A 21,764-nucleotide genomic window follows, 5' to 3' on the forward strand; every position below is an offset into this window, starting at 1 on the left:
GAGTTCGCCGTGACCGACCAGTCCCCCCCGACCACGCCCGCGGCGGCGCTGCCCGTGCCCGCCGACTTCGCCCACCGCACCGGTGTCGCGCTCGTCACCGGGGGCAGCGGCGGCATCGGCCGGGTCGTCGCCCTCGAGCTGGCCCGCCGGGGGTCGGCGGTGGCGATCACCTACCGCAGCAACGCCGAGGCGGCCCGGCAGGTGCTCGACGAACTGCCGCCCGTCGCGTCCGGCACGCACTCGGCGCACCATCTCGACCTCACCGACGCCGAGGCCACCGCCGCGCTCGTGACCGAGCTCACCGGAAGCCACGGTCCGCTGCACACGATCGTGCACGCGGCCGGGCCACACGTGCCCATGCGGCACCTGTCGACGGTGCGGCCCGCGCAGTTCGCCGCGCAGGTGGCCAACGACACGACCGCCTTCTTCACGCTGGTCTCGGCCTGCCTGCCGGCCCTGCGGGAAAGCCACGGCAACGTCGTGGCCATCACGACCGCGGCGACGGCGCGCTACCCCACCCGCGACGGCCTCTCCGCCGCACCGAAGGCGGCGGTCGAGGCGCTCGTGCGGGCCTTCGCCAACGAGGAGGGCCGCTTCGGCATCCGGTTCAACTGCGTCGGGCCGGGCATGCTCACCGACGGGATGGCCGAGCGGCTCATCGCCTCGGGAGACCTCGACGAACGCGCCCTGGCCGTCGCCCGGTCCTCGACCCCGCTGCGGCGGTTCGGCGACGCGCTCGACATCGCCGAGGCCGCCTGCTTCCTGGCCAGCGACCGGGCCGACTTCGTCACCGGGCAGAAGCTCGACGTCGACGGCGGCTTCGGTGTCTGAACAGCCCCGGTCCCCGTCGACTTCGGGCCCCGGTGGCGAAGGGGACGCGGCGACCAGGGCCTCCGACGCGGTCGGGCTGGAGGTGCTGCTCGCCGAGCGGGCCATCGAGCGGGCCCTGCTGCGCTACGCGCGCGGGGTCGACCGGATGGACCGGGACCTCGCCGCGAGCGCCTTCCACCCGGACGCCCGGATCACCCTCGGCGGCACCGTGGCCGACCGGGACACGACGCTGGACGTGGTCTTCGCGCTCGTGGCGCGGCGCACCATGACGATGCACTACCTGACGAACGTCCTGGTCGAGCTCGACCCGACCGACCCGGACCGGGCCCGGGCCGAGACGTACGGCATCGCGTTCCAGCGCAGCGCGTCGGAGCCGCCGCACGGCAACATCGTCAGCGGGTTCCGCTACGTCGACCTCGTCACCCGGTGCGCGGGTGAGTGGCGGGTACGGGAACGTCTCACCGTCTCGGAGTGGCAGCGGGTCGACGACCTCGCCGGACAGTGGCCGCTCCCCGAGGCCTCGCTGCGGGGAGCCCGCGACGGGTCCGACCCGGTCAGCCGCCCCTGGCCGCCCGACGGCCCGGGTACCTAGCCACCGGACAGTGCCGTCAGCTCGGGCCGGGGCGCGACCCGCCGAGCATCGCGCGCATCCCGCCGTGGTTGCCGGCGACGAGGGCGGCCCGGTCCAGGCCGGAGCGCCGCGCGGCGACCTCGGCCTGCTGGCGCACGACGTGTACCGGGCCGGCACCCAGGGCTGCCAGCCCCTGGGCGGCGACGTCGGCCGGGTCGGCCGCTTTGGTCAGGTCGAGGCCGGCTCGCTGCATGGCCGGGGTGGCCGTGAGCCCGAGCACGAGGTGCAGCACGTCGACGCCGACCTGCCCGAGCTCGAGCCACAGGCCCTCGGTGAAGATCCGGGCGAAGGCCTTGGCCGCGGCGTAGACGCCGATGTCGGCGTGGCCGAGGTATCCGGCCGAGGAGCCGACGACGAGAATGCCGCCACGGCCGCGTGCGGCGAGCCGGGCACCGAGCTCCCGGCAGAGTTCGAGCGGGCGGGTGACGTTGAGATCGATGACGGCCTGGACGCGGGCGAGGTCCGCCTCGACGAAGCGGCTGCGGTAGGTGTTCGCGCCGGCGTTGAGGACGAGCAGGCCGAGGTCGAGGTCGGCGACGGCCTCGACGATCCGGGCGGTCGCGTCCGTGTCGAGCAGGTCCAGTGCGAGCACGCGGCACGGGGCCCCGTGGGCCCGCACCCGGTCGGCGACCTCCTCGAGGGCCTCGGGCTTGCGGGCGACGAGCACGACGCCGAGGCCGGCCCGGGCCAGCTGCTCGGCGAACGCGGCGCCGACCCCCTCGGAGCCGCCGACGACCAGGGCCCAGGGCCCGTAGCGCTCGCGCAGGCCGGTCACGCCGGGAGCCTCGCTCATGACCCCGCCCCGCGCCCCGTCGCGGCGGGCTCGTCGAACCAGTCCCACTCCCAGGGGGTGATGGCGGCCAAAGGCCCGGTGAGCAGCGGGGTGGCCGTGCTGGCGAGCGTTGCGGGCGGGGCCGGCAGCGGATCCGCGGCCAGGTCCCGTGCGAACTCGACCGGGTCGGCCTCGAGGTAGGTGAGGCGGATCCGCGTGACCGGCCCGTCGGGGTTGCCGCGGCTCGGGGCGCTGCGGAAGGTCCACACGCCCGCGACACCGTCGCGCGCGAGCAGGTCGGGCACCTGGGTCTCGTGCTCGAACCGGGACAGGTCGGCCACGTCGGGGTGCGGGGAGGTCTCGACCCGGCTCACCTCGGCGTACACCCCGCGGTGGGGTCGGAAGGGCAGCGCGGCGAGGGTGACGAGGGCCCGGGGCGCCACGTAGCCCCGGACGGGACGGAACATCCGGGTCATCGGCCGTTCGGTCCAGGCCAGTTCCGGACGCCGGCCCTGGTGGATCGCCCGGTCGCCGAGGTCCTTCCACTCGCCGATCGAGTCCGCGGCCGGCTCGGCGAACCAGTACATCGCCAGGTACTGGCTGCCGGCGAGGGCGGGGTCGGGGTAGCTGCCGAGCCGCTCGCACGCGGGGGTACGCACCCAGCGGTCGCCGTGGACGACGCCGGGCAGGGCGAGGTTCTCGGGGCGGTGGTCGAGCTGGTGCCACGCGTTGTAGTCGCGATGGCGGGCGGGGTCGGTCACCTTCGGGAAGGAGAAGAAGGCGCGGGTGGCGGTCTCCGGGGTGCTCGGGATCATCTCGGCCCTCTCCACGGTCGGGCGCTGGTGGAGCGCGTTCGGGCCGGCGTCGCCGCCGCGCTCGGCCGCTGACGCTTGACCCTAGGGCCGCACCAGCACTACCGTCAAGCAAGCGCTTGGTTGACATAAGTGCCCGCGAAGGAGCCCCCATGACCGCCAGCGACGCGGACTTCCGCGCCCGGCTCGACGCCCTGATCGGCCTCACCGACCCGCCGCGCCGGGCCAAGGACGCGGTCACCGAGGCGGCAATCCGCATCTGGTGCGACGCCGTCGGCGACGAGAACCCCGCCTACCAGGACCCGCAGTGGGCCGCCCGCTCCGCCTGGGGCGGCATCGTGGCCCCGGCGACCTCGCTGAACATGTGGACCCTGCCGGGCAACCGGCGCAGCCACCGCCACGCCGAGAGCCTCGACCGGGTCAACGAGGTCCTCGCCGAGCGTGGCTTCACCTCGGTGGCCGCGGTGCAGACGGAGCACACCTACGTACGCCCGCTGCGCCCCGGCGACCACCTCGAACAGTTCCCCTCCATCGGCGCGGTCTCCCCGGAGAAGTCCACCCGCCTCGGCCGGGGCCACTTCGTCGACCTCGTCAGCGACTACCGCACCCTCGACGGCGAGCCGGTCGGACGCGTCGTCCTGCGGATGCTCCGCTGGAACCCGGCGACCCGGGCCGAGGTCCCGGCGACGCCCGGGGACCGCCTGGCCCGGCCGATGCGCCCGGTCGGTGCCGCCCCGACCGACCTGCCGCCCGCCGGCACCACCGGCACCCTGACCGCGCACCTGCAACCCGGCTACGCCGCCGCCCCCCTCGACGAGCGCCCCTACCTCGTCGGCACCGCCGAGCTCACCGACGGGACCCGCCTCACCGCAGACGTCGTGGACCTGCGCCCCGACCTCGTGCACGACGGCATGCCGGTCGTCGTGGCCCACCGACGCACCCGCGACGGCCAGCTCCTGCCGGTCCTCACCGCCCCGCGGCCCGAACGCGGAACGAGCACCCGCACCGGGGCCGAGGTGCGCACCGGGCAACGCCTCGCCCCCTGGCCGATCCCCGTCACCCAGCTGTCCATCGCGGCGCTGGCGACCGCGACCTTCGACTTCAACGACGTGCACCTCGACCGCGACGCGGCCCTCGAGCGAGGTGCCCGCGACGTCTACATGAACATCCTCGGCTCGAGCGCGCTGGTCAACTGCTACCTCACCGACTGGGCCGGGCCGGAGGCCCGCGTCGTCGACTTCCGCACCCGCCTCGCCGCGCAGAACCACCCCGGCGACACCTTCACCCTCGACGGTGTCGTCACCGGCGTGAAGCCGGCGCCCGGGGCCACCGGGGGAACGCACGTCACCGTCGACGTCCGCGGCACCAACAGCCTCGGCGACCACGTCATCGCCTCCGCCACCCTCGCCCTGCCCTGAGAGGAACCCCGTGCTCGCCAGCTACGTCGTCGACTCCGGCTCCCCCGACAGCCTGCGGCTCGGCCAGCTCGACGCCCCGACGCCCGGCCCCGGTCAGGTGCTCGTGCGGGTCCAGGCGGCGAGCCTGGACCGGGTCGACACGTACATCCGTCGCGGCACCCACGGGATGGCGGTCGCCGGGCCGGCGATCCTCGGCCGGGACGTCGCCGGCACCGTGGTGGGGACCGGTCCCGGCGTCACCGGTCTCGCTCCCGGCGACGCGGTCGTCGGGCTGACCACCGGCACCCACGCCGAACTCGCCGTCGTCCCGGCCACGCACTGCTTCCCGCGGCCGGCCGCGCTCGACGCCGTCCACGCCGCGGCGGTGCCCACCGCCGGACGCACCGCCTACGACGCGGTCGTCAACCTCGCCGGGGTGCGCCCCGGTGACCGGGTCCTCGTCGTCGCCGCCGCGGGCGCCGTCGGCACCTTCGCCGTCCAGTACGCCCACCACCTGGGCGCGCGCGTCGTCGGCACCAGCGCCCCGGCGAAGGCCGACGCCGTACGCGCTCTCGGCGCCCTCGACGTCGTGGACCACTACCGCCCCGACGTCGTCGAGTCCCTGCGTGCCGCCCTGCCCGGCGGCGAGGCCGACGTCATAGTCGAGTCGGTCGGCGGCACCCTGTGGTCCGACGTGCTCAAGGTCCTCGCCCCCGGCGGGCGACTGGTCACCTGCGGCGTCACCGCCGACAGCCACGCCCACCTGCACCTGGGTCGACTCATGGTCAAGGGCTGGACGCTGCGCGGCATCGGCCGGCCCGGGCCCGAGGCGGTGGCCCGCCAACTGCGCGAGGCTCTCACTCTCTCGGCCGTCGCCGCCGTCCCCGCGGTCGCCGCCACGTACCCGCTCGAGCGGGCCGCGGCCGCGCACGACCGGCTGGAGGCCTCCGACTTCGTCGGGCGGATCGTCCTCGCGATCGGCTGAGCGGGGCCGCGGGAAGCAGCTCCTCGTTGTGGTGCCTCGTCATGCAGCCTGGAACGGGTGATCCGCGCCGCGTGGGGCGGTGGTGGCCGCCGAGCCGGTCCGGCCGCTCACCACGCCGGTGAATCGTCTACGACATCAGCTCGACAGCGTCCCACGTGTGGATCCTCCGCGACGGACACCATGGCGGATCCTGCTCACAGACGAGGCGTCAGGTGAGCGACTCCCCCGACACGGCGGACAGGACGACGAGCGGGATCTGCCGCCCGAAGCCCGCGGCCCGTTCGGCGTAGCGCCCCACGTTCGGCTTCTGCGCCACGACGTGCGCGAACAGCTCCGGGTCGCGCTCCCCGTCGGTCACCCGCGCCCGCACCGCGATCGTCCTGCGCCGCAGGACGATCCAGCAGAGGTCGTGGTGCCGCGCGTTCACCACCCAGGCCGGGTCCTTGGGGCCGCCGCCCTTGGAGCCGACGACCACCAGGTCCGTCCCGTGCGGCACGTACGGCAACGCCGCGTCGCGCAGCTGCCCGGACCGCCGGCCCACCGTCGTCAGCAGCAGCGTGGGGTTGTAGGGAAACCGGCCCGCCAGCGCGTACTGCAACGACACGAGCGAGAACCCGGTCCTGCGCACCAGGAACCGGTCGAATGCCATCCCGCGCGGCCCACGGATGACGATCAGCCACGACCGGCCGTACGAGGCGAACGACCTCGTCTCCGCACCGATCCGCTTTCCCCGGCTCATCGCGCCCGGGCCAGCAACGGTGACAGCGTCTCGGCGACGTCGGCGACGTCCTCGATGCCCCGGACCACCTCGACGAGCTGCTCCTGCGTGCCCGCGTCGAGGATCCCGTCGCAGAACGTGGCCAGCTTGCCGGTCACGAAGTCCCAGTCCGCCCGCGTCGCGGAGTCCCACGGGTCGCCCTGGGCGAAGTCCGACTCGACGACGTACTCCCGGCCGCCGGCCCGGATCGTCAGCGCGCCGCGCGTCCGGCGGATCTGACCGCCCGGATGCTCCCTGAGGTCGGCCTCCCACTCGGCGTCGAGCACCGGGTCGGGCGCCGTCGTGATCCGGCGCGCCAGGTCCCACACCTCGGGGTCCGTCAGCCGCTGCGGGTCGTACCACTGCGGACCCGGCGCGTGCCCGAGCAACGCCAGCGCCGCGGCGTACGGCATGTTGAAGGCACCGTCCAGCGGCGCGACGAGCGTGTCCGGGATCTGCGGGGCCGGCTCCCGGAACTGCAACGTCCGGTAGGCCGCCGGGCTCAGCCGGATCTCCATGGACTCGATCTGCGACACCGGCACCCCGTGGGTGCTCGGGAACGCGCGGATCGCGTCGAGCGCGGCGTGGGTGAAGCGGCACGTCGGGTACGGCTTGAGCGACGTCTCGCTGATCCACCACGTCGACCCCAGGCCGGCGACCATCTCGTGCCGCTCACCGCCGAGGAAGCCCATCGCCTCGATGAAGCCCGGGGTGCGGTCCAGCACGTCCAGGTCGCCGGTGTAGCCCTCCTCGGCGAGCGCCGCGCCGAGCATCCCGGCGTGCGCGATCGCGCCGTACGGGCCGTACTTGAACGCGTTGAACGAGCGCCGCTCGGCCATGTAGGAGTTCTTCGCCGGCGGGGCCAGCCAGGCGACCAGGCCGAGCGCGTGGGTCAGGCGCTCCGGCTCCCAGCCGCCGACGACGGCGCACGCCGCGGCGGTGCCCATCGAGGCGTACCCGTGCGACGACAGCGGCGACCAGCGGAACTGCCCGTCGGAGAAGGCCATCAGCGAGGTCGACAGGTTCAGCCGCGCGTTGATCTCGAAGGCGAGGATGCTCGCGCGCAACAGGCTCGCCCCGTCGGCGTGCAGCCGCTCGGCCTCGGCCAGTCCGGCCGCGACCCCGAACACCGCGAAGTGCGCCGAGTTGAAGAAGGTGTCGTCCGCGTCCAACGCGTTCATCATGTCCGCGTTGGCGTGCGCGGCGTTGATCGCCGCGACCCGCTGCCCCAGCCCGAACACCGTCGCCTCGGCCGGGCCGCCGAAGCGGGCGGCGACCCGCTGGACCATGCGGCTGCGCCGCAACCGCACCGCCGCCAGCCCACAGACGAGCGAGTCGAGAAAGACGAGCCTTCCGTAGTCGCGCACCGACTCGGGAATGTCCTCGTCGCGGGTCGTCGTCGCGAACCGCGCGAGCAGCTGCGTCCGGGTCGGTCCCGTCGCGTCGGTCACCGCTCAGCCCACCTTTCCCGGCGCGACGAGCCGGTTGCCCTGCGTGTCGCGCGGCAGCGGCACGGGGATCGCCGCGAGCAGCTTCTGTGTGTACTCGTGCCGCGGGTTGGCGAAGATCCGCTCCGTGGTGTCGGTCTCCACGACCTCACCGGAGGCCATCACCATGACCCGGTCGGCGATGACCTCGACGAGAGCCAGGTCGTGGCAGACGAACAGGTACGCCAGACCCAGCTCCTCCTGCAGGTCCCGGAGCAGGTTGAGCACCTGCGCCCGCACCGACACGTCCAGCGCCGCGACCGGCTCGTCGCACACGATCAGGCTCGGCTTCATCGTCAGCGCCCGGGCGATCGCGACCCGCTGCAGCTGCCCGCCGGACAGCTCGGCCGGGTAGCGCTCCAGGTAGCGCGAGCCGATGCCGACCCTGTCGAGCAGCTCGACGGCCTCCCGCTCACGCGTGACCCGGTCCTTGTCGGTGTGCACGAGGATCGGCTCGGCGACCGCGTCCTTGATCGTCATCCGCGGGTCGAGGGAGCTGTACGGGTCCTGGAAGATCATCTGCATCCGCTGACGCAGCTCACGCATCCGCTTCGTGGCCAGCACGTCGATCCCGTCGAAGGTCACCGACCCGGAGTCCGGCTCGATGAGGCGCAGCACCATGCGTCCGACCGTCGACTTGCCCGCGCCGGACTCACCGACGACCGCGAGGCACTCACCGCGCTCCAGGGTGAAGCTCACCCCCTTGACCGCGTGCGACCACTTCGTACGCCGGCCGAGCCAGTCCCGGCCGGAGCTGAACGACTTCGTGAGGCCGTCGACCTCGAGCAGGCTCATCAGACCGTCACTCCATCCAGAGAGAGCTCCGCGACGCGTACGCACCGCGCGTCGTGCCCGGCGGCGCCGTCGACCCGGACCAGGCCCGGGTGGGCCACGTCGCACCGGCCCGGCTGGACGAACTCGCACCGGCTGCTGAACCGGCATCCGTGCGGCCAGGCACCCGGGGCCGGGATGCCACCGGGAATCGAGCGCAGCCGCCGGCCGGTGCTCAGACCCGGCCTCGGGATCGACCCGATCAGGCCGGAGGTGTAGGGGTGCCGCGGGTGGAAGAAGATCTGCTCCGAGGGCGCGTTCTCGGCCACCTCGCCGGCGTACATGACCACGACCTGCTGGCACAGCTCGGCCACCACGGCGAGGTCGTGGCTGACGAACAGCAGCGCCACGCCGGTCTGCTCCTGCAGGTCGCGCAAGAGCTCGAGGATCCGCTCCTGCACCGTCACGTCGAGCGCCGTCGTCGGCTCGTCGGCGATGAGCAGGCGCGGGTTGCACGCCATGACCATCGCGATCATGACGCGCTGGCACATGCCGCCGGAGAACGCGTGCGGGTACTCGTCGACCCGCTGCGCCGCCCGCGGGATCTGCACCAGCTCCAGCATTTCGACGGCGCGGGCCCGGGCCTGTTTGCGGTTCATGCCCAGGTGCTTGCGCACCGACTCCGCGATCTGGTCCCCGACCGTGAAGGCCGGGTTCAGGCTGCGGATCGGCTGCTGGAAGATCATGCCCATGCCGGGGCCACGCAGGTTCCGCCACTGCTTCCGGGTGCCCGCGGTGAGGTCCGTGCCGTCGAAGACGATCCGGCCCGAGGCGATCCGCCCGCCGGTCGCCTCGGTCAGACCCATCACCGCGACCGAGGTCACCGTCTTGCCCGACCCGGACTCACCGACGAGAGCCACCGACGCTCCCGGCTTGAGGGAGAACGAGACGTCCTGGACGGTCGTCTGCCACCCACCGGAGGGTGCGGGGAACTCGACGGTGAGGTTCTCCACGCGCAGCAGGTCCGCCGCCGGGCCGGTGACGGCGTCGGTCCTGGTGCCGGCGATCACGCCGGGTGCCGTTTCATGTGCCATGTCAGCTCCTGGTGGGGGCCGGGCCGGTCAGTTGCCCGACCGGGTGCGCACGAGGGCGCGACGGACACCGTCACCGACGTAGGTGAAGGCGAGGACGGCGAGGAAGATCATCACGCCGGGCGGCCAGACGAGGTACGGCGCGAGGCGCATGTTCGAGGAGGCCGTCGAGAGCATCGAGCCCCAACTGGCCGTGGGGGCCGTGACGCCCAGCCCGAGGAAGCTCAGGCTCGCCTCGGCCGCGACGGCGCTGCCCAACGACACCGAGATGACGAGGATGATCGGCGGCAGCACGTTGGGCAGCACGTGCCGCACCGCCGTGCGCAGGGTGCTGCAGCCCAGGGCGATCGAGGCCTCGATGTAGGTCTCGTGCCGCACGTCCATCGTGCCGGCGCGGGCCACCCGGAAGAAGCGCGGTGCCATGACCAGGCCGATGGCGAGCATCGCGTTGGTGATGCCGGAGCCGAGGACCGCGACGATGGTGATGGCCAGCACGAGCGACGGAGCGCTCATCAGCGCGTCCATGATGCGGGTGAGGATCGTGTCGACCCAACCGCCGCGGTAGCCCGCGATCATCCCGAAGGGCAGGCCGAGCACGAGCGCGACGGCCGAAGCCTGCAGCGCCGCCCAGAGCGAGACCCGCGCCCCGAAGATGAGCCGGCTCAGCACGTCCCGGCCGTAGTCGTCGGTCCCCAGCCAGTGTTCGGCATTCGGCGGCTTGAGCCGCTGCAACAGGTCCTGCACGTCGGGGTCGTACGGCGCCAGGGCCGGGGCGAAGATCGCGATGAGGGTCAGCACGAGCAGGAAGACGCCGGCCACGATCGTCGCGGGGCGACGCACGATGCTCCCGAGGATGCCGGGGGCGGCGACCGGCTCCGGGGCACCCGTACCGGTGGCCGCCGTGGGCACCTCGGTGAGGACGGTCTCGGTGAGGCCGTCGCCGGGCACGCCGACGTCGGGTGATTCGCTCCCCGGCACCGGGGACGCGGGGGGCCGATTCGTGCTCATGACCGCACCTTCGGGTTGAAGTAGCCGTAGGAGATGTCGACGATGAGGTTGACGAGCACGACGATCGTGGTGCTGAAGAGGACGAAGCCGAGCAGCACCGGCACGTCACGCCCCTGTACGGCCTCGACGGCGGTGCGCCCGAGACCCGGCATGTTGTAGATCATCTCGATGGTCACCGACCCGGCGAGGACCTCCGCGACGCGGAAGCCGAGGACGGTGATGACGGGGATGCACGCGTTCTTCAGGGAGTGCTTGAACACGACGCTGGCGCGCGACAGCCCCTTGGCCTCGGCGTTGAGGATGTAGTCGGTCTTCATGACCTGCCCGAGCGCCGAGCGCAGTTGCAGGGTCACCTCGGCGGCGGGGAGCAGACCGAGGGCGATGCCCGGCAGGATGAGGTGCGAGAGCCACGGCCAGAAACCGGCGGAGAGCGGTTGGTAGCCGAAGGCCGGAAACATCTGTAGCCCCACCGCGAAGACCGAGGCGAGCACCAGGCCGAACCAGAAGCCCGGGATGGCGATCGAGATCGAGGCGAACCAGTTGACGACCCGGTCGACGATGCCGCCGGAGCGCAGCGTGGCCACGAGCGCCAGGATGGTCCCGAGCACGACGGCGAAGATCATCGCGACGAGCACCAGCGACATCGTCGTGGCCATCCGCCGGGTCAGCAGCTCGGTCACGGTCTGGTCCGAGAGGAAGGACGTGCCGAGGTCGCCGCGGACGACGTCGCCGATCCACATGAGGTATCGCAGAAGGACCGGATCGTTGAGGTTGAGTTCCTCGCGGATCGCCTCGACGCGTTCCGGGGTCGGTTCGTCACCGGCGAGGACGGCGGCCGGGTCCCCTGGGGCGAACTCGATCAGGACGAACACGAGCAGCGGGACGACGAACAGCAGGGGTATTGCCGCGAGTAGTCGCCTGCCGGCGTAGCGGAGCATGTCCTACCTCGACTCTGGGCGTGGTGCCTGGGACTGGCCGGTCGCGCGGCCTGGGGCCGGGCGGGGCCGGTGAGGTGTCGCCGCCGGCCCCCACAGCGGGTGGGTCCGGCGGCGACACCACCGGGTGGTCAGGAGCGGACGGTCACTTCTTGACCGCGATGTTGCGCAGGTCCCAGATGCCGATGTTCGACATCGGGATGTTGTCGAAGCCGACGACGTTCTCCTTCGCGACGGTCGCGTTGGTCTGGTTGCACAGCGGCACGTACCAGGCCTGTTCGAGCGTCGTCTTCCAGATGTCCTGGTACAGCGGGGCGCGCTTGTCCATCGACAACGCGGGGTTGCCGGCCTCGGCTGCCTTGGCCGCGACGAGCGAGGGGTCCGCGGCGAGCTTGTAGGTGTTCAGCAGGTAGGTGTTCACCGTCGCCGCCGGGTCGGCCTTCGGGCTCCACGACGTGGCGACCATCATCTCGAAGTCGCCGGCGATGAAGCGCGGCTCGTTCTCGGTGTTGGGCACGGGGTTGAGCGTCGCGTCGATGCCGACGGCCTTCAGCGACGCCTGCACCACGTTCGCCGGCTGCTCGGCGTTCGTGCCCGCGGCGAAGGTGATGGACACCTTGGCGCCACCGGCCTGCTGCACCAGGGCCTTGGCCTTGTCGACGCTGAACTCGTACGGGTAGGTGTAGTTCGGGATGCGGCTCGGGTCCGTCTCGCCGACGAGCTGGCGCGTCGGCGTGCAGTAGCCGCTGAAGAGTGCGCTGATCGCCGCCGGGTCGACCGCGTGGGCGATCGCCTGGCGGACCTCGGGCTTGGCGACGGCGCCCTTGTTGGCGCGCATGTAGACGCCCACGAGGTTCTTGAACTTGACCTGGTGCTGCTGCAGGCCGCTGCCCGTGGTGACGATCTTCTCGACCGTGGCGATCTCACCGGCCGAGCTGAGCGGGGCCAGGTCGACCTGGCCGCTCTGCAGACCGTTGAGGCGGGCCGCGGCGTCGGGCACGCGCTGCAGCTCGATGCCGCCGAGGCGTCCGACGTTCGGGTCCCAGTAGCTGTCGGCCCGCTTGAGGACGAGCTTCTCCTGGGGCACGAGCTCGGTGGCGATGTACGGGCCGGAGCCGGCGTTGCCGGGCTTGTTCTTGATGTCGACGCCGTCGGTGATGGCCTTCGGGCTGACCATCATGCCGGCCGTGCCGGTGAAGGACGCGGGAAGCTGGACACCCTTGCCCTTGACCAGCTTGAGGCGCACGGTCGTCTTGTCGACGACCTCGACCGACTCGATGTCGGCGAGGTCGCCCTTGAGGGTCGAGGTCGCGAGGGTCTTGCCGCGCTCGATGTTGACCTTGACGGCCTCGGCGTCGAACGCCGTGCCGTCGTGGAACTTCACGTCGTCACGCAGCTTGAGCTCGAGGACGCTGCCGTCCTCGACGAAGTTCCACTCCTTGGCCAGGCCCGGGACGATCTTGTCGTCCTTGTCGAGCATGGTCAGCCGGTCCCAGACGAGGAACAGGTAGCCCCAGGCGCCGTAGCTCGTCTGGGCGGCCGGGTCGAGGTCGCGCAGCGGACCCGCCGACGCGAACTTGAGCACGGCCGAGGTGTCGATCTCGCCCTGGCCAGCGCCGTTGGTGCCGGAGCTCTCCGGTGAGCTGCAGCCGGCCACGGCCAGGGCCCCGATGGCGATCAGCGCGACCACGCGTCGCCTGGTCTTGTTCTTGACGCCCATTCTCATCCTTCCAAACACGAGCCGAATCGCTCCGGCCGATCGAGAGGTGGTGTTGTCCCCCGACGGCTGCCCGGCGGGATCGGTGGGATCGGTGGGTCGATGCGATGTCTTCGGGGTGTGTGGGTGCCGGCCGCCCGCGGGTCAGCCCTCCGCGGAGAGGATCAGTGCGCTGGTCGGGACCCCGACGCCGGCCGTCACGAGGACGTTGCGTACGCCGTCGGGCTGGTTGGTCGAGGTCCCTCGGACGAGGCGGACGCCCTCCGCGACGCCGTTCGTGCCGTGCAGGTAGGCCTCACCGATCTGGCCACCGTGGGTGTTGGTCGGCAGCGACCCGGTGACCTCGAGGTTGCCGTCGGCGATGAAGTGCCTGGCCTCACCGCGACCGCAGAAGCCGTACTCCTCGAGCTGGTGGAGCACGTACGGGGTGAAGTGGTCGTAGAGGATCGCCGCGTCCATGTCGGCGGGCCCGAGGCCCGACTGGGCCCACAACTGCCGGGCGCAGAGCTCGACCTCGGGGATCCGGGTCAGGTCCTCGCGGTAGTAGCTGACCATCTGGTACTGGTCCGGCCCCAGACCCTGGGCCGCCCCGACGATGTAGGCCGGGGTGGCGGGCAGGTCCTTGGCGCGCTCGGCACTGACGACGACCATCGCCTGGCCGCCGTCGGTCTCCTGGCAGCAGTCGAACAGGTGCAGCGGCTCGGCGATCCAGCGGGAGGCCTGGTGCTCCTCGAGGGTGAGCGGCTTGCCGTGGAACCACGCCCTGGGGTTGTTCGCGGCGTGCTTGCGGGCGAGCACGGCGACCCGGCCGTAGTCCTCGCTGGTCGCGCCGTACTCGTGCATGTAGCGACGGGCGAACATCGCGGTGTGCTGGGCCGGGGTGAGCAGGCCGTACGGGTTGACCCAGGAGCGGTACTCGTTGTCCGAGGTGGCCTGGGTCTTCGCCGGCGGCGGCCCCTGCCCGAAGCGGACGCCGGAGCGCTCGTTGAAGGCGCGGTAGGCCACGACGACGTCGGCGACGCCGCTCGCGACGGCCATGGCGGCCTGCTGGACGGGGGCACAGGCGCCGCCACCGCCGTAGGGGATCCGGGAGAAGAACTTCAGCTCGGGGATGCCCAGGCTGCGGGCGACCATGTTCTCCGGGTTGGTCTCCATGGTGAAGGTCGTCATGCCGTCGACGTCGGCGGGGCTCAGGCCCGCGTCGGCCAGGGCGGCCGATACGGCCTCGACGGCCAACTGCAGCTCGCTGCGGCCGGAGTCCTTGGAGAACTCCGTCGCGCCGATGCCGACGATCGCGGTACGCCCCGACAGGAAGTTGGACGTCACGTCACTGCTCCGTTCCGCGGGGCAGGCGCACGGTCACCTCGGAGACGGCGTGCGCGCCCTTGCTGTTCATGCCACGCACCGCGACGCGCACGGTGTCCTCCTCGACGCCGACGACCTCTCCGGTCAGCCGCATCACGTCACCCGGGAAGTTCGGCACCCCGAGGCGGGTGCTCAGGCGCACCATGCGCGCGGCGGGGCCGGCCCAGTCGGTGACGTAGCGGCCGACGAGCCCGTTGGTGTTGTTGATGCTCATGTAGGTGTCGGGGGTGCCGCGACGTTCGGCCTGGGCCGGGTCGTGGTGCACGTCCTCGTAGTCGCGGGTCGCGAGGGCGCCGGCGACGATGAGGGTCCGGGTCAGCGGGATCTCGAGCTCCGGCAGCGTGTCGCCGACGCTCACCTGCGCGATGGTGATCTGCGTGCCGCTCACAGCTGCTCCCCCGCGTCGACGAGGTCCGCGAGCTGCTGCAGGTGCCAGGCTCCCGAGCCGGCGGTGTTGGCCAGCTGGGTGGTCCAGAGCATGTAGCGGTGGATCGGGTAGGTGACGTCGGCGCCGATGCCGCCGTGCACGTGCTGCACGGTGCGCGCGACGCGGTCGCCCGCCTCGGCGGCCCAGTACTTCGCGACGTGTACGGCCGCGCGGGGCGGCCGGTCGGCCGTCTCGCGCCAGAGCGCGTTGAGGTAGGTGACCTCCATCGCCTCGGTGTCGATGTGGCAGTCGGCGATCTGGTGGGCGACGGCCTGGAAGGTCGCGATCGGCACACCGAACTGCTCGCGCCCCGAGGTGTAGTCGGCGGCCTGGCGCACGGCGGCCTGGCTGACGCCGCTCTGCAGGGCGGCCACGGCGATCCAGACCTGGCGCAGCAGCCAGTCGATCCGGTCCTCCCCCGGGCCCTCGGCGAGCGGCTCCGCGGCGGCGCCGTCGAGGTGCACGTCCGAGGCGAGCCCCCGGTCGGTGCGCTCGAAGGTGTCGCGGCGCACCCCTCCGCCGGTGGTCGGCACGAGGTAGAGCCCGACCGTGCCCTCCTCGTCGGTGGCCGGGACGACGATCGCGTCGGCGAGGTGCGCCGAACGGACGCCGACGGCGGTGCCGCTCAGGGTGACCCCCGCACCGCCGAGCCCGGTGCCGGACCGCGCGCGGACGCGGGCGCCGTACGGCCGGGCGTCGGCCAGGTCGTCGACGGCCACGGTGAGGACCGCGTCCCCGGCGGCCACGCGGGGCAGCCACTCGGCCTGCTGCTTGGCGTCGCCGTAGCGCACCAGCGGCAGGACGCCGCCGACGAGGGTCTCCCACAGCGGGACGGTGCCCAGCGTGCGGCCCTGCTCGACGAAGACCCCGGCGACCTCCCACAGGCCCAGCCCGGCGCCGCCGTGTTCCTCGGGCACGAGCAGCCCGAGGACGCCGGACCCGGCCAGGTCGCGGTACAGGACGCGGTCGAAGCGGTCCGGCCCGGCCTCGACGTCGAAGAGGCGCTGCGGGTCGCCGTTGCGCGAGAAGACGTCGCGCGCCAGGTCGTTGACCGTGACCTGGTCCTCGGCGAGCTGGAAGTCCATCAGTTCTCCTCTCCGGCGGGCTCCGATGCGGAGGTCGCGGCCCGGAAACGCGGCAGGGTGACGTTCTCGTCGTAGTCGAGCCAGTCGACCTGCACGGGCATGCCGATCTCGACCTCGTCGGCCTCCCCGACGAAGTCGGCGACGAGACGCGTGCCCTCCTCGAGGTCGACGAGCACGACGGTGAGCGGGTAGTCGTACCCGGGCGCCTTCGGGTGGTGGCTGACGACGTAGCTGTGCACCGTGCCGCGTCCGCTCGCCTCGACCTCGTGCCACGCGTACGAGTGGCAGGAGGGGCAGATCGGGCCGGGCGGGTGGCGCAGCGTGCCGCAGTCGGTGCAGGCCTGGATGACGAGGCGACGCTGTGCGGCGGCCTCGAACCAGAAGGCGTTGTCGCGCAGGACGAACGGCTTGTGCCGCAGCGCCGGGTCGGCGGCGGCCGGTGCCGGGGGCCTGGCGCGGGACGGGTCGAAGCGCAGGATGCGGAAGCGCTGGCGGGCCACGACCTCGTCGTCCTGGTCGGTGTAGGTGCGCAGCGTCGTGATGAAGTGGCCGGTGCCCAGGCCCGTGGTCTTGCGCGGCGAGACGTCCTCGATGACCGTCGTCATCTTGATCTCGTCGCCCAGGCGCAGCTCGCGCACGTACTCGTGCTCGTCGTTGGTCGCGACGACCCCGACGAAGCCGGCCTCGGCGAGGAGCGCGAGCAGCCGGGCCATGGGGGTGTCCGCCGTGGCGCCCGCGGCGGCGGCCGTGTGGGCCCGGTAGCCGACCATGAGCCAGGTGGACAGCATCGGCGGCGGCGCGACGACACCCTCGCGGCCGGTGTCGCGGGCGGCCCGCTCGTCGACGTAGACGGGGTTCTCGTCGCCCATCGCCTCGACGAAGTGGCGGATCATCGCCTGGTTGACGGCGTCCTGGGCGTGGCGGGTGGGCGTGGCCTCGAGGCCGACGAACTCGCGCAGGCGGGCGAGGAAGGCGTCCTCGTCGGTGGCGGCGGCCGGGGTCCGCGTCGTGGTGCTCATGCGGACCGTCCCTTCCTCGGCATGCCGAGGCCGGCGACCGCGATCATGTCGCGCAGCACCTCGTTGGTGCCGCCGCCGAAGGTGTTGATGTAGGAGCCGCGGGTGTAGGCCTCGAGCTGTCCGCCGAGGACGGCGTCCGGGGCGCCGGGTCGCCGGGTCGCGCGGGGCCCGACGACGGAGACGAGGTTGCGGCAGACCCGGTCGTGGGTCTCCGTGCCGTAGACCTTGGCGACGGACGCGGCGGCGGGGGCCGGGTTCTGGCCTTCCCCGACGACGGCGATCTTCCAGTTGAGCAGGCGCATCGCGGTCAGCTCGGCGTAGTCGCGGGCCAGCTCCGTGCGCACCCACGGCTTGTCGAGTACGCGGACGCCGTCGGCGTCGGGCTCGGCGGCCCACGCGGCGACGTCGGTCCACAGCTGCTCGGTACGCCCGCCCATGGCGGCCAGCCCCACCCGCTCGTGACCGAGCTGGCCGGTGATGAGGCGCCAGCCGCCGTTCACCTCGCCGACGAGGGCCTCGGGACCGACGCGTACGTCCTCGTAGTAGGAGGCGTTGGTGTGGGTGATGCCGCTGGTGGCGATCGGCGTGCAGCTGAAGCCGGGGTCCGAGGTCGGCACGATGAGGATGGTGATGCCCTTGTGCTTCGGGGCGGCGGGGTCGGTGCGCACGGCCATCCAGACGAAGTCGGCCTGGCTGACGCCGCTGGTGAAGACCTTCTGGCCGTTGACGACCCAACCCCCCTCGGGCGTGGCCTCGGCCCTGGCCTTCAGCGAGGCGAGGTCGGTGCCGGAGCCCGGCTCGCTGTAGCCGATGGAGAAGATGACGTCGCCGGTGAGCATGCCCGGCAGGTAGGTGCGCTTCTGCTCCTCGGTGCCGTAGCGCATGAGCATCGGGCCGATGTTGTTGATGGTGACGAAGGGGAACGGCGCCTGGGCGCGGTTGATCTCGTCGAAGAGGATGTACTGGTCGAGCGCCGGGCGGCCCTGGCCGCCGTACTCCTTGGGCCAACCGAGCCCGAGCAGGCCGTCCCTGCCGATCTGACGGATGATCTCGCGATAGGCCGGCCGGTCCTCGTTGGTGCCGCCCAGCGCCTCGCGGACCTCGGGCGTGAGCAGGCGCGCGAAGTAGGCGCGCAGCTCCCGGCTCAGCTCTCGATGCTCCGGGGTGTACTCCAGGTACATGGATGTCCTCTTCTCGGGGCGTGGGGCGCCCGTCGGCGTGCCGGGCGGGCCGGCGGGTCAGGTGGCCGGCAGGAGCGCGGTGCGCCCGTTGTCGGCGAACTGTTTCTCGAGGTCCTGGACGTCCGCCGCCGTGAGCGGGCGGTACGCGGTGGACGCGCCGTCGCGGACGTAGACGGGATCGGTCGTGACCCAGGCGGCACGGCGCAGGACCTGCTTGGCGACCTTGCTGTTGCCCGTGGTGGGGATCTCGGTGACGATCCGCACGAAGCGGGGCCGCCACTTGGTGCCGAGGTCGGCCTGCGCGTCGAGGAAGGCGGTGAACGCCTCGGGGTCGAAGCTGGCGCCGTTGCGCAGTTGGAGCGCGCACATGACCTGGTCGCCGGTGCGCGGGTCGGGCACGGCGAAGACGGGGGCGACCGCCACCCGGTCCCAGCGCTCGATGATCCGCTCGGCCGGTCCGGCGGCGAAGTTCTCGCTGTCGACGCGGATCCAGTCCGAGGAGCGGCCGGCGAAGTAGAAGTAGCCGTCGGCGTCGCGGTAGGCCAGGTCCCCGGACCAGAAGTCCTCGCCGCGGATCCGCTCGGCGGCGGCCTCGGGGTTCTTGTAGTAGCCCTCGAACCGGGCAGCCATGCCGACTCCGACGAGCTGGCCGATGGCCTCCTCGGCGTTGACGAGCCGTCCGGTCCCGTCGAGCCTGGCCGGCGGGCACTCCAGGCCGGTGGCCTCGTTCATGACCTTGATCTCGGCGCCCGCGACGGCCACGCCGAGCGCCTCGTCGGGGGTCCCCGGGGTGCGGTTGATCCGCATGACGCCCTCGCTGGAGCCGTAGCCCTCGGAGATGACGGCGCCGAAGCGCTGGGTGAAGCGGGCGATGTCGGTGGCCGAGGCCTCGGTGCCGACGGCGCGACGCAGGGTGCTCGTCGCGTCGCGCGGGTCGACCGGCTGGGCCAGGACGTAGGCGAGGGCCCGGCCGACGTAGTTGAAGTAGGTGACGCCGTGCTCGTGCACGTCGCGTACGAAGCCGGACGCGGAGAACTTGCGGACCATGCAGATCGTCGCGCCGCAGACCATGGCGGGCCCGAGGTTGAGCATGACGGCGTTGCCGTGGAACAGCGGCATCGACAGGTAGCTGACCGAGTCGCGGGTCAGCTCGGTGCGGGCCAGCAGCGCCTCGGAGACCGCGGCGAGGCGCCCGTGCGAGCAGATGACCGCCTTCGGGGCCCCGGTCGAGCCCGAGGAGAACAGGAGCAGCAGGTTGGCGCCGGGGTCGACCGCGTCGACGGGCACCGGCGCGCCGGCGTGCCGGGCCAGCCAGGCGGCGTACTCCGGGGAGTCGGTGTTGCGCACCTGCTCGGCGGGGATGCCCAGGTCGAGCCCGTCGACGAGGCCGGCGAGGCGGTCCTCGGTGATGAGCACGTCGCAGTCGGTGTGCCGCACGTCGTGGGCCAGCTCGGCGCCGCGTCGGGTCGGGTTGATCCCGACGACGGTGGCGCCGGACAACGCCGCCGCGCAGATCCAATACACGTGGTCGGGGGTGTTCTCCAGAAGCACCCCCAGGTGCAGCGGCCTGCCTTCGGGCCGGGGCACCTCGGCCAGGGCGGCGGCCCGGTCGGCGGCTTCCTGCACGACCTGGCCCCACGTGATGGTGCGGCCCTCGAAGAGGAGGCCCGGGTGGTCGTCACCCGTGCGCCCGCGCACGATGTCGCCGAAGACGGCGGGCCCCGAGGTCCGGGCCACCGAAGTCTGAGTCGTCATTGACGTCGCTCCGTCTCGTTCGTCGTCGAATGCGGACCAGCGGCAACAAGCAAGCGCTTGGTCGAGATCGTAAGGTGGGGTGTGACGCAGGTCAAGGCCTGGACAGGGCTTCCCACGGGCTGGCCCCGGCGAGCGCCGAGCGCACCCGGTCGGTGTCCTCACCACGGCGGCGCGGGGCCCGCGGGATCCCGGCGGGCGTCCGCGAGAAGCGGGGCACCGGGGCCGGCTGGGCGACCCCCTCGACCTCGACGACGGCGCGCCGGGCCCGCACCTGCGGGTGCCCGGCCGACTCGGCGACGTCCAGCACCGGGTGTACGCACGCGTCGACGCTCCCGAAGACGCCGGTCCACTCCTGCCGGGTGCGTCCGGCGAAGACCTGCGCGATCCGCCCGGCCCAGCCGGCCCACCCCGACTCGTCGAACTGCCCCGGCCCGTCCTCGGGATCGAGGCCGAGGGTGAGCAGGAACGTGCGGTAGAACTTCGCCTCGATGGCCGCGACGGACATGAACCTGTCGTCGGCGGTGCGGTACACCCGGTAGAAGTGCGCCCCGCCGTCGAGGTAGTTCGTCCCCCGGGTGAGGTTCCAGGCGCCCCGCCCGAGCATCGAGCGGATGACGACGGTGAGCAGCCCGCTGCCCTCGAGCATCGAGGAGTCCACGACCTGCCCACGCCCGGAGGAGACGCGCTCGTGCAGGGCGGCCAGGACGCCGAAGGCCAGCACCATGCCGCCGCCGGCGAAGTCGGCCAGGTACATCGGCGGCACGACGGGGCCCTGCTCGGGCAGGCCGATCGTGTCGAGCACCCCGGAGACGGCGATGTAGTTGAGGTCGTGCCCGGCGGCCGAGGCGAGCGGTCCGTCCTGGCCCCAGCCGGTCATCCGCGCCACGACGAGGCGCGGGTTCCGCTCGGTGAGTTCGGCCGGGTCCAGGCCGAGACGTTCGAGCACCCCGGGACGGAACGGGTCGAGCAGCACGTCCGCGTCGGCGAGCAGCCGGTGCACGAGCCGCCGGTCGGCCTCCGACTTCAGGTCGAGCGTGACGGTCGTACGGCCGCGGTCGATGGCGTTGACCTGCGCGCGCTCCCGCCGGTCGGGCTCGCCGGGCGGGTCCACCCGCACGACCTGCGCACCGAGGTCGGCGAGCATCATCGTCGCGAACGGCACCGGCCCCTGCCCACCGAGTTCGACCAGGCGCAGGCCGGCCAGCGGCCCCTCGGACCGCGGGCCGGTGACCGGGCCGGGGGCGGCACTCACGCCTGCTCCCCGGCGCCGGCCGGGACCGGGCCGGTCACGGCGCGGGGGTCCGTGCTCCACGTCCGCGGGGTCACGCCCTCCTCGCGCAGGACCCGCTTGAGGACCCGCCCGACGGCGTTCTTGGGCAGCTCGGCGCGGACCTCGATGTGGGAGGGGACGGCGTACCGCGGAATCCGCGGGTGCAGCCACTCGAAGAGCTCCGCGGGGTCGATCCGGGCGCCGGGCGCCGGCACGACCGTCACCTTGAGGTCGTCCTCGGCCAGCGGGGAGGGGACCGCGTGGACGGCGACCTCGCCGACGGCCGGGTGGGCCGCGACGATGCCCTCGATCTCGAAGCTGGAGATGTTCTCGCCGCCGCGGCGCAGGTAGTCCTTGCCGCGGTCGACGAAGTAGAGGTAGCCGTCCTCGTCGAGACGGCCGTAGTCGCCGCAGTGGAACCACAGGCCCCGGAAGACCTCCAGGGTCTTCTCCGGCTGGCGCCAGTAG

20 protein-coding genes and 1 pseudogene are annotated in these 21,764 nt (G+C 72.7%); 4 read left to right on the forward strand and 17 right to left on the reverse strand.

All coding sequences use genetic code 11. The features are described 5' to 3' along the window. Both F6X68_RS16350 and F6X68_RS16355 read left to right on the forward strand, forming a co-directional pair. Positions 1-831 (forward strand): SDR family NAD(P)-dependent oxidoreductase (locus F6X68_RS16350; RefSeq protein ID WP_225852246.1); only part of this gene is annotated, 831 nt, incomplete at its 5' end. Beyond that, positions 824-1,423: a nuclear transport factor 2 family protein gene (locus F6X68_RS16355; protein ID WP_151455096.1), complete on the forward strand. Its 600-nt coding sequence runs from the start codon at positions 824-826 to the stop codon at positions 1,421-1,423. The genes F6X68_RS16350 and F6X68_RS16355, both read left to right, overlap by 8 nt. A gap of 16 nt (positions 1,424-1,439) precedes the next feature. On the opposite strand, the gene F6X68_RS16360 is transcribed toward F6X68_RS16355, so the two are convergent. Both F6X68_RS16360 and F6X68_RS16365 read right to left on the reverse strand, forming a co-directional pair. Then, positions 1,440-2,255 carry an SDR family oxidoreductase gene (locus tag F6X68_RS16360; RefSeq protein WP_151455097.1) on the reverse strand — a complete coding sequence of 272 codons (816 nt, stop codon included), beginning with the start codon at positions 2,253-2,255 and terminating at the stop codon, positions 1,440-1,442. Beyond that, positions 2,252-3,064 (reverse strand): hypothetical protein, encoded by an 813-nt coding sequence (locus tag F6X68_RS16365; RefSeq protein ID WP_151455098.1) that lies wholly within the window; start codon positions 3,062-3,064, stop codon positions 2,252-2,254. Before F6X68_RS16365 ends, F6X68_RS16360 begins: the two co-directional genes overlap by 4 nt. Positions 3,065-3,198: 134 nt before the next feature. Between F6X68_RS16365 and F6X68_RS16370 the strand changes: the two genes are divergently transcribed. Further along, on the forward strand, positions 3,199-4,464 hold the full coding sequence (locus tag F6X68_RS16370; RefSeq protein ID WP_151455099.1) for a MaoC family dehydratase N-terminal domain-containing protein: 1,266 nt from the start codon (positions 3,199-3,201) through the stop codon (positions 4,462-4,464). Positions 4,465-4,474: 10 nt separating this feature from the next. Beyond that, positions 4,475-5,428 carry a zinc-binding dehydrogenase gene (locus tag F6X68_RS16375; RefSeq protein WP_151455100.1) on the forward strand — a complete coding sequence of 318 codons (954 nt, stop codon included), beginning with the start codon at positions 4,475-4,477 and terminating at the stop codon, positions 5,426-5,428. 208 nt (positions 5,429-5,636) lie between these two features. Here the strand turns inward: F6X68_RS16375 and F6X68_RS16380 are convergent, their stop codons facing one another. The 15 genes and pseudogenes from F6X68_RS16380 to F6X68_RS16450 all read right to left on the reverse strand — a co-directional run. After that, complete coding sequence (locus F6X68_RS16380; RefSeq protein ID WP_151455101.1) at positions 5,637-6,167, reverse strand: nitroreductase/quinone reductase family protein; 531 nt, start codon at positions 6,165-6,167, stop codon at positions 5,637-5,639. Then, positions 6,164-7,636 (reverse strand): MmgE/PrpD family protein, encoded by a 1,473-nt coding sequence (locus F6X68_RS16385; protein WP_151455102.1) that lies wholly within the window; start codon positions 7,634-7,636, stop codon positions 6,164-6,166. The genes F6X68_RS16380 and F6X68_RS16385 overlap by 4 nt, the downstream gene beginning before the upstream one ends. Before the next feature lie 3 nt (positions 7,637-7,639). After that, positions 7,640-8,467: an ATP-binding cassette domain-containing protein gene (locus tag F6X68_RS16390; protein WP_151455103.1), complete on the reverse strand. Its 828-nt coding sequence runs from the start codon at positions 8,465-8,467 to the stop codon at positions 7,640-7,642. Continuing rightward, positions 8,467-9,537, reverse strand: a complete 1,071-nt coding sequence (locus tag F6X68_RS16395; RefSeq protein ID WP_151455104.1) for an ABC transporter ATP-binding protein — start codon at positions 9,535-9,537, stop codon at positions 8,467-8,469. Before F6X68_RS16395 ends, F6X68_RS16390 begins: the two co-directional genes overlap by 1 nt. Positions 9,538-9,564: 27 nt before the next feature. Continuing rightward, a complete protein-coding gene (locus tag F6X68_RS16400; protein ID WP_151455105.1) occupies positions 9,565-10,542 on the reverse strand; it encodes an ABC transporter permease in 978 nt (325 codons plus the stop codon). Beyond that, a complete protein-coding gene (locus tag F6X68_RS16405) occupies positions 10,539-11,480 on the reverse strand; it encodes an ABC transporter permease (protein ID WP_151455106.1) in 942 nt (313 codons plus the stop codon). The genes F6X68_RS16400 and F6X68_RS16405 overlap by 4 nt, the downstream gene beginning before the upstream one ends. Positions 11,481-11,622: 142 nt before the next feature. Beyond that, a complete protein-coding gene (locus F6X68_RS16410) occupies positions 11,623-13,197 on the reverse strand; it encodes an ABC transporter substrate-binding protein (RefSeq protein ID WP_151455107.1) in 1,575 nt (524 codons plus the stop codon). A gap of 141 nt (positions 13,198-13,338) precedes the next feature. Beyond that, the gene (locus tag F6X68_RS16415; RefSeq protein ID WP_151455108.1) at positions 13,339-14,520 is read right to left on the reverse strand and encodes a lipid-transfer protein; all 1,182 of its coding nucleotides are present in this window, start codon (positions 14,518-14,520) and stop codon (positions 13,339-13,341) included. Position 14,521: 1 nt separating this feature from the next. Continuing rightward, complete coding sequence (locus F6X68_RS16420; RefSeq protein WP_225852247.1) at positions 14,522-14,947, reverse strand: MaoC/PaaZ C-terminal domain-containing protein; 426 nt, start codon at positions 14,945-14,947, stop codon at positions 14,522-14,524. Continuing rightward, positions 14,944-16,071 (reverse strand): acyl-CoA dehydrogenase family protein, encoded by a 1,128-nt coding sequence (locus F6X68_RS16425; RefSeq protein WP_151455109.1) that lies wholly within the window; start codon positions 16,069-16,071, stop codon positions 14,944-14,946. Before F6X68_RS16425 ends, F6X68_RS16420 begins: the two co-directional genes overlap by 4 nt. Beyond that, positions 16,071-17,090: a bifunctional MaoC family dehydratase N-terminal/OB-fold nucleic acid binding domain-containing protein gene (locus F6X68_RS16430; protein WP_151455110.1), complete on the reverse strand. Its 1,020-nt coding sequence runs from the start codon at positions 17,088-17,090 to the stop codon at positions 16,071-16,073. The genes F6X68_RS16425 and F6X68_RS16430 overlap by 1 nt, the downstream gene beginning before the upstream one ends. Then, positions 17,087-18,271: an acyl-CoA dehydrogenase family protein gene (locus F6X68_RS16435; RefSeq protein ID WP_151455111.1), complete on the reverse strand. Its 1,185-nt coding sequence runs from the start codon at positions 18,269-18,271 to the stop codon at positions 17,087-17,089. Before F6X68_RS16435 ends, F6X68_RS16430 begins: the two co-directional genes overlap by 4 nt. Positions 18,272-18,328: 57 nt before the next feature. Next, on the reverse strand, positions 18,329-20,026 hold the full coding sequence (locus tag F6X68_RS16440) for an AMP-binding protein (protein WP_151455112.1): 1,698 nt from the start codon (positions 20,024-20,026) through the stop codon (positions 18,329-18,331). Between the two features lie 91 nt (positions 20,027-20,117). Continuing rightward, positions 20,118-21,278, reverse strand: coding sequence for a CaiB/BaiF CoA-transferase family protein (locus F6X68_RS16445; RefSeq protein WP_151455113.1), 1,161 nt, complete (start codon positions 21,276-21,278; stop codon positions 20,118-20,120). Further along, positions 21,275-21,764, reverse strand: a pseudogene (locus tag F6X68_RS16450) (AMP-binding protein); the annotation flags it as partial. The gene F6X68_RS16445 and the pseudogene F6X68_RS16450, both read right to left, overlap by 4 nt.

The organism is Micromonospora sp. AMSO12t (assembly GCF_008806585.1).
In the GTDB taxonomy this organism is placed as follows: Bacteria; Actinomycetota; Actinomycetes; order Mycobacteriales; family Micromonosporaceae; genus Micromonospora; species Micromonospora reichwaldensis.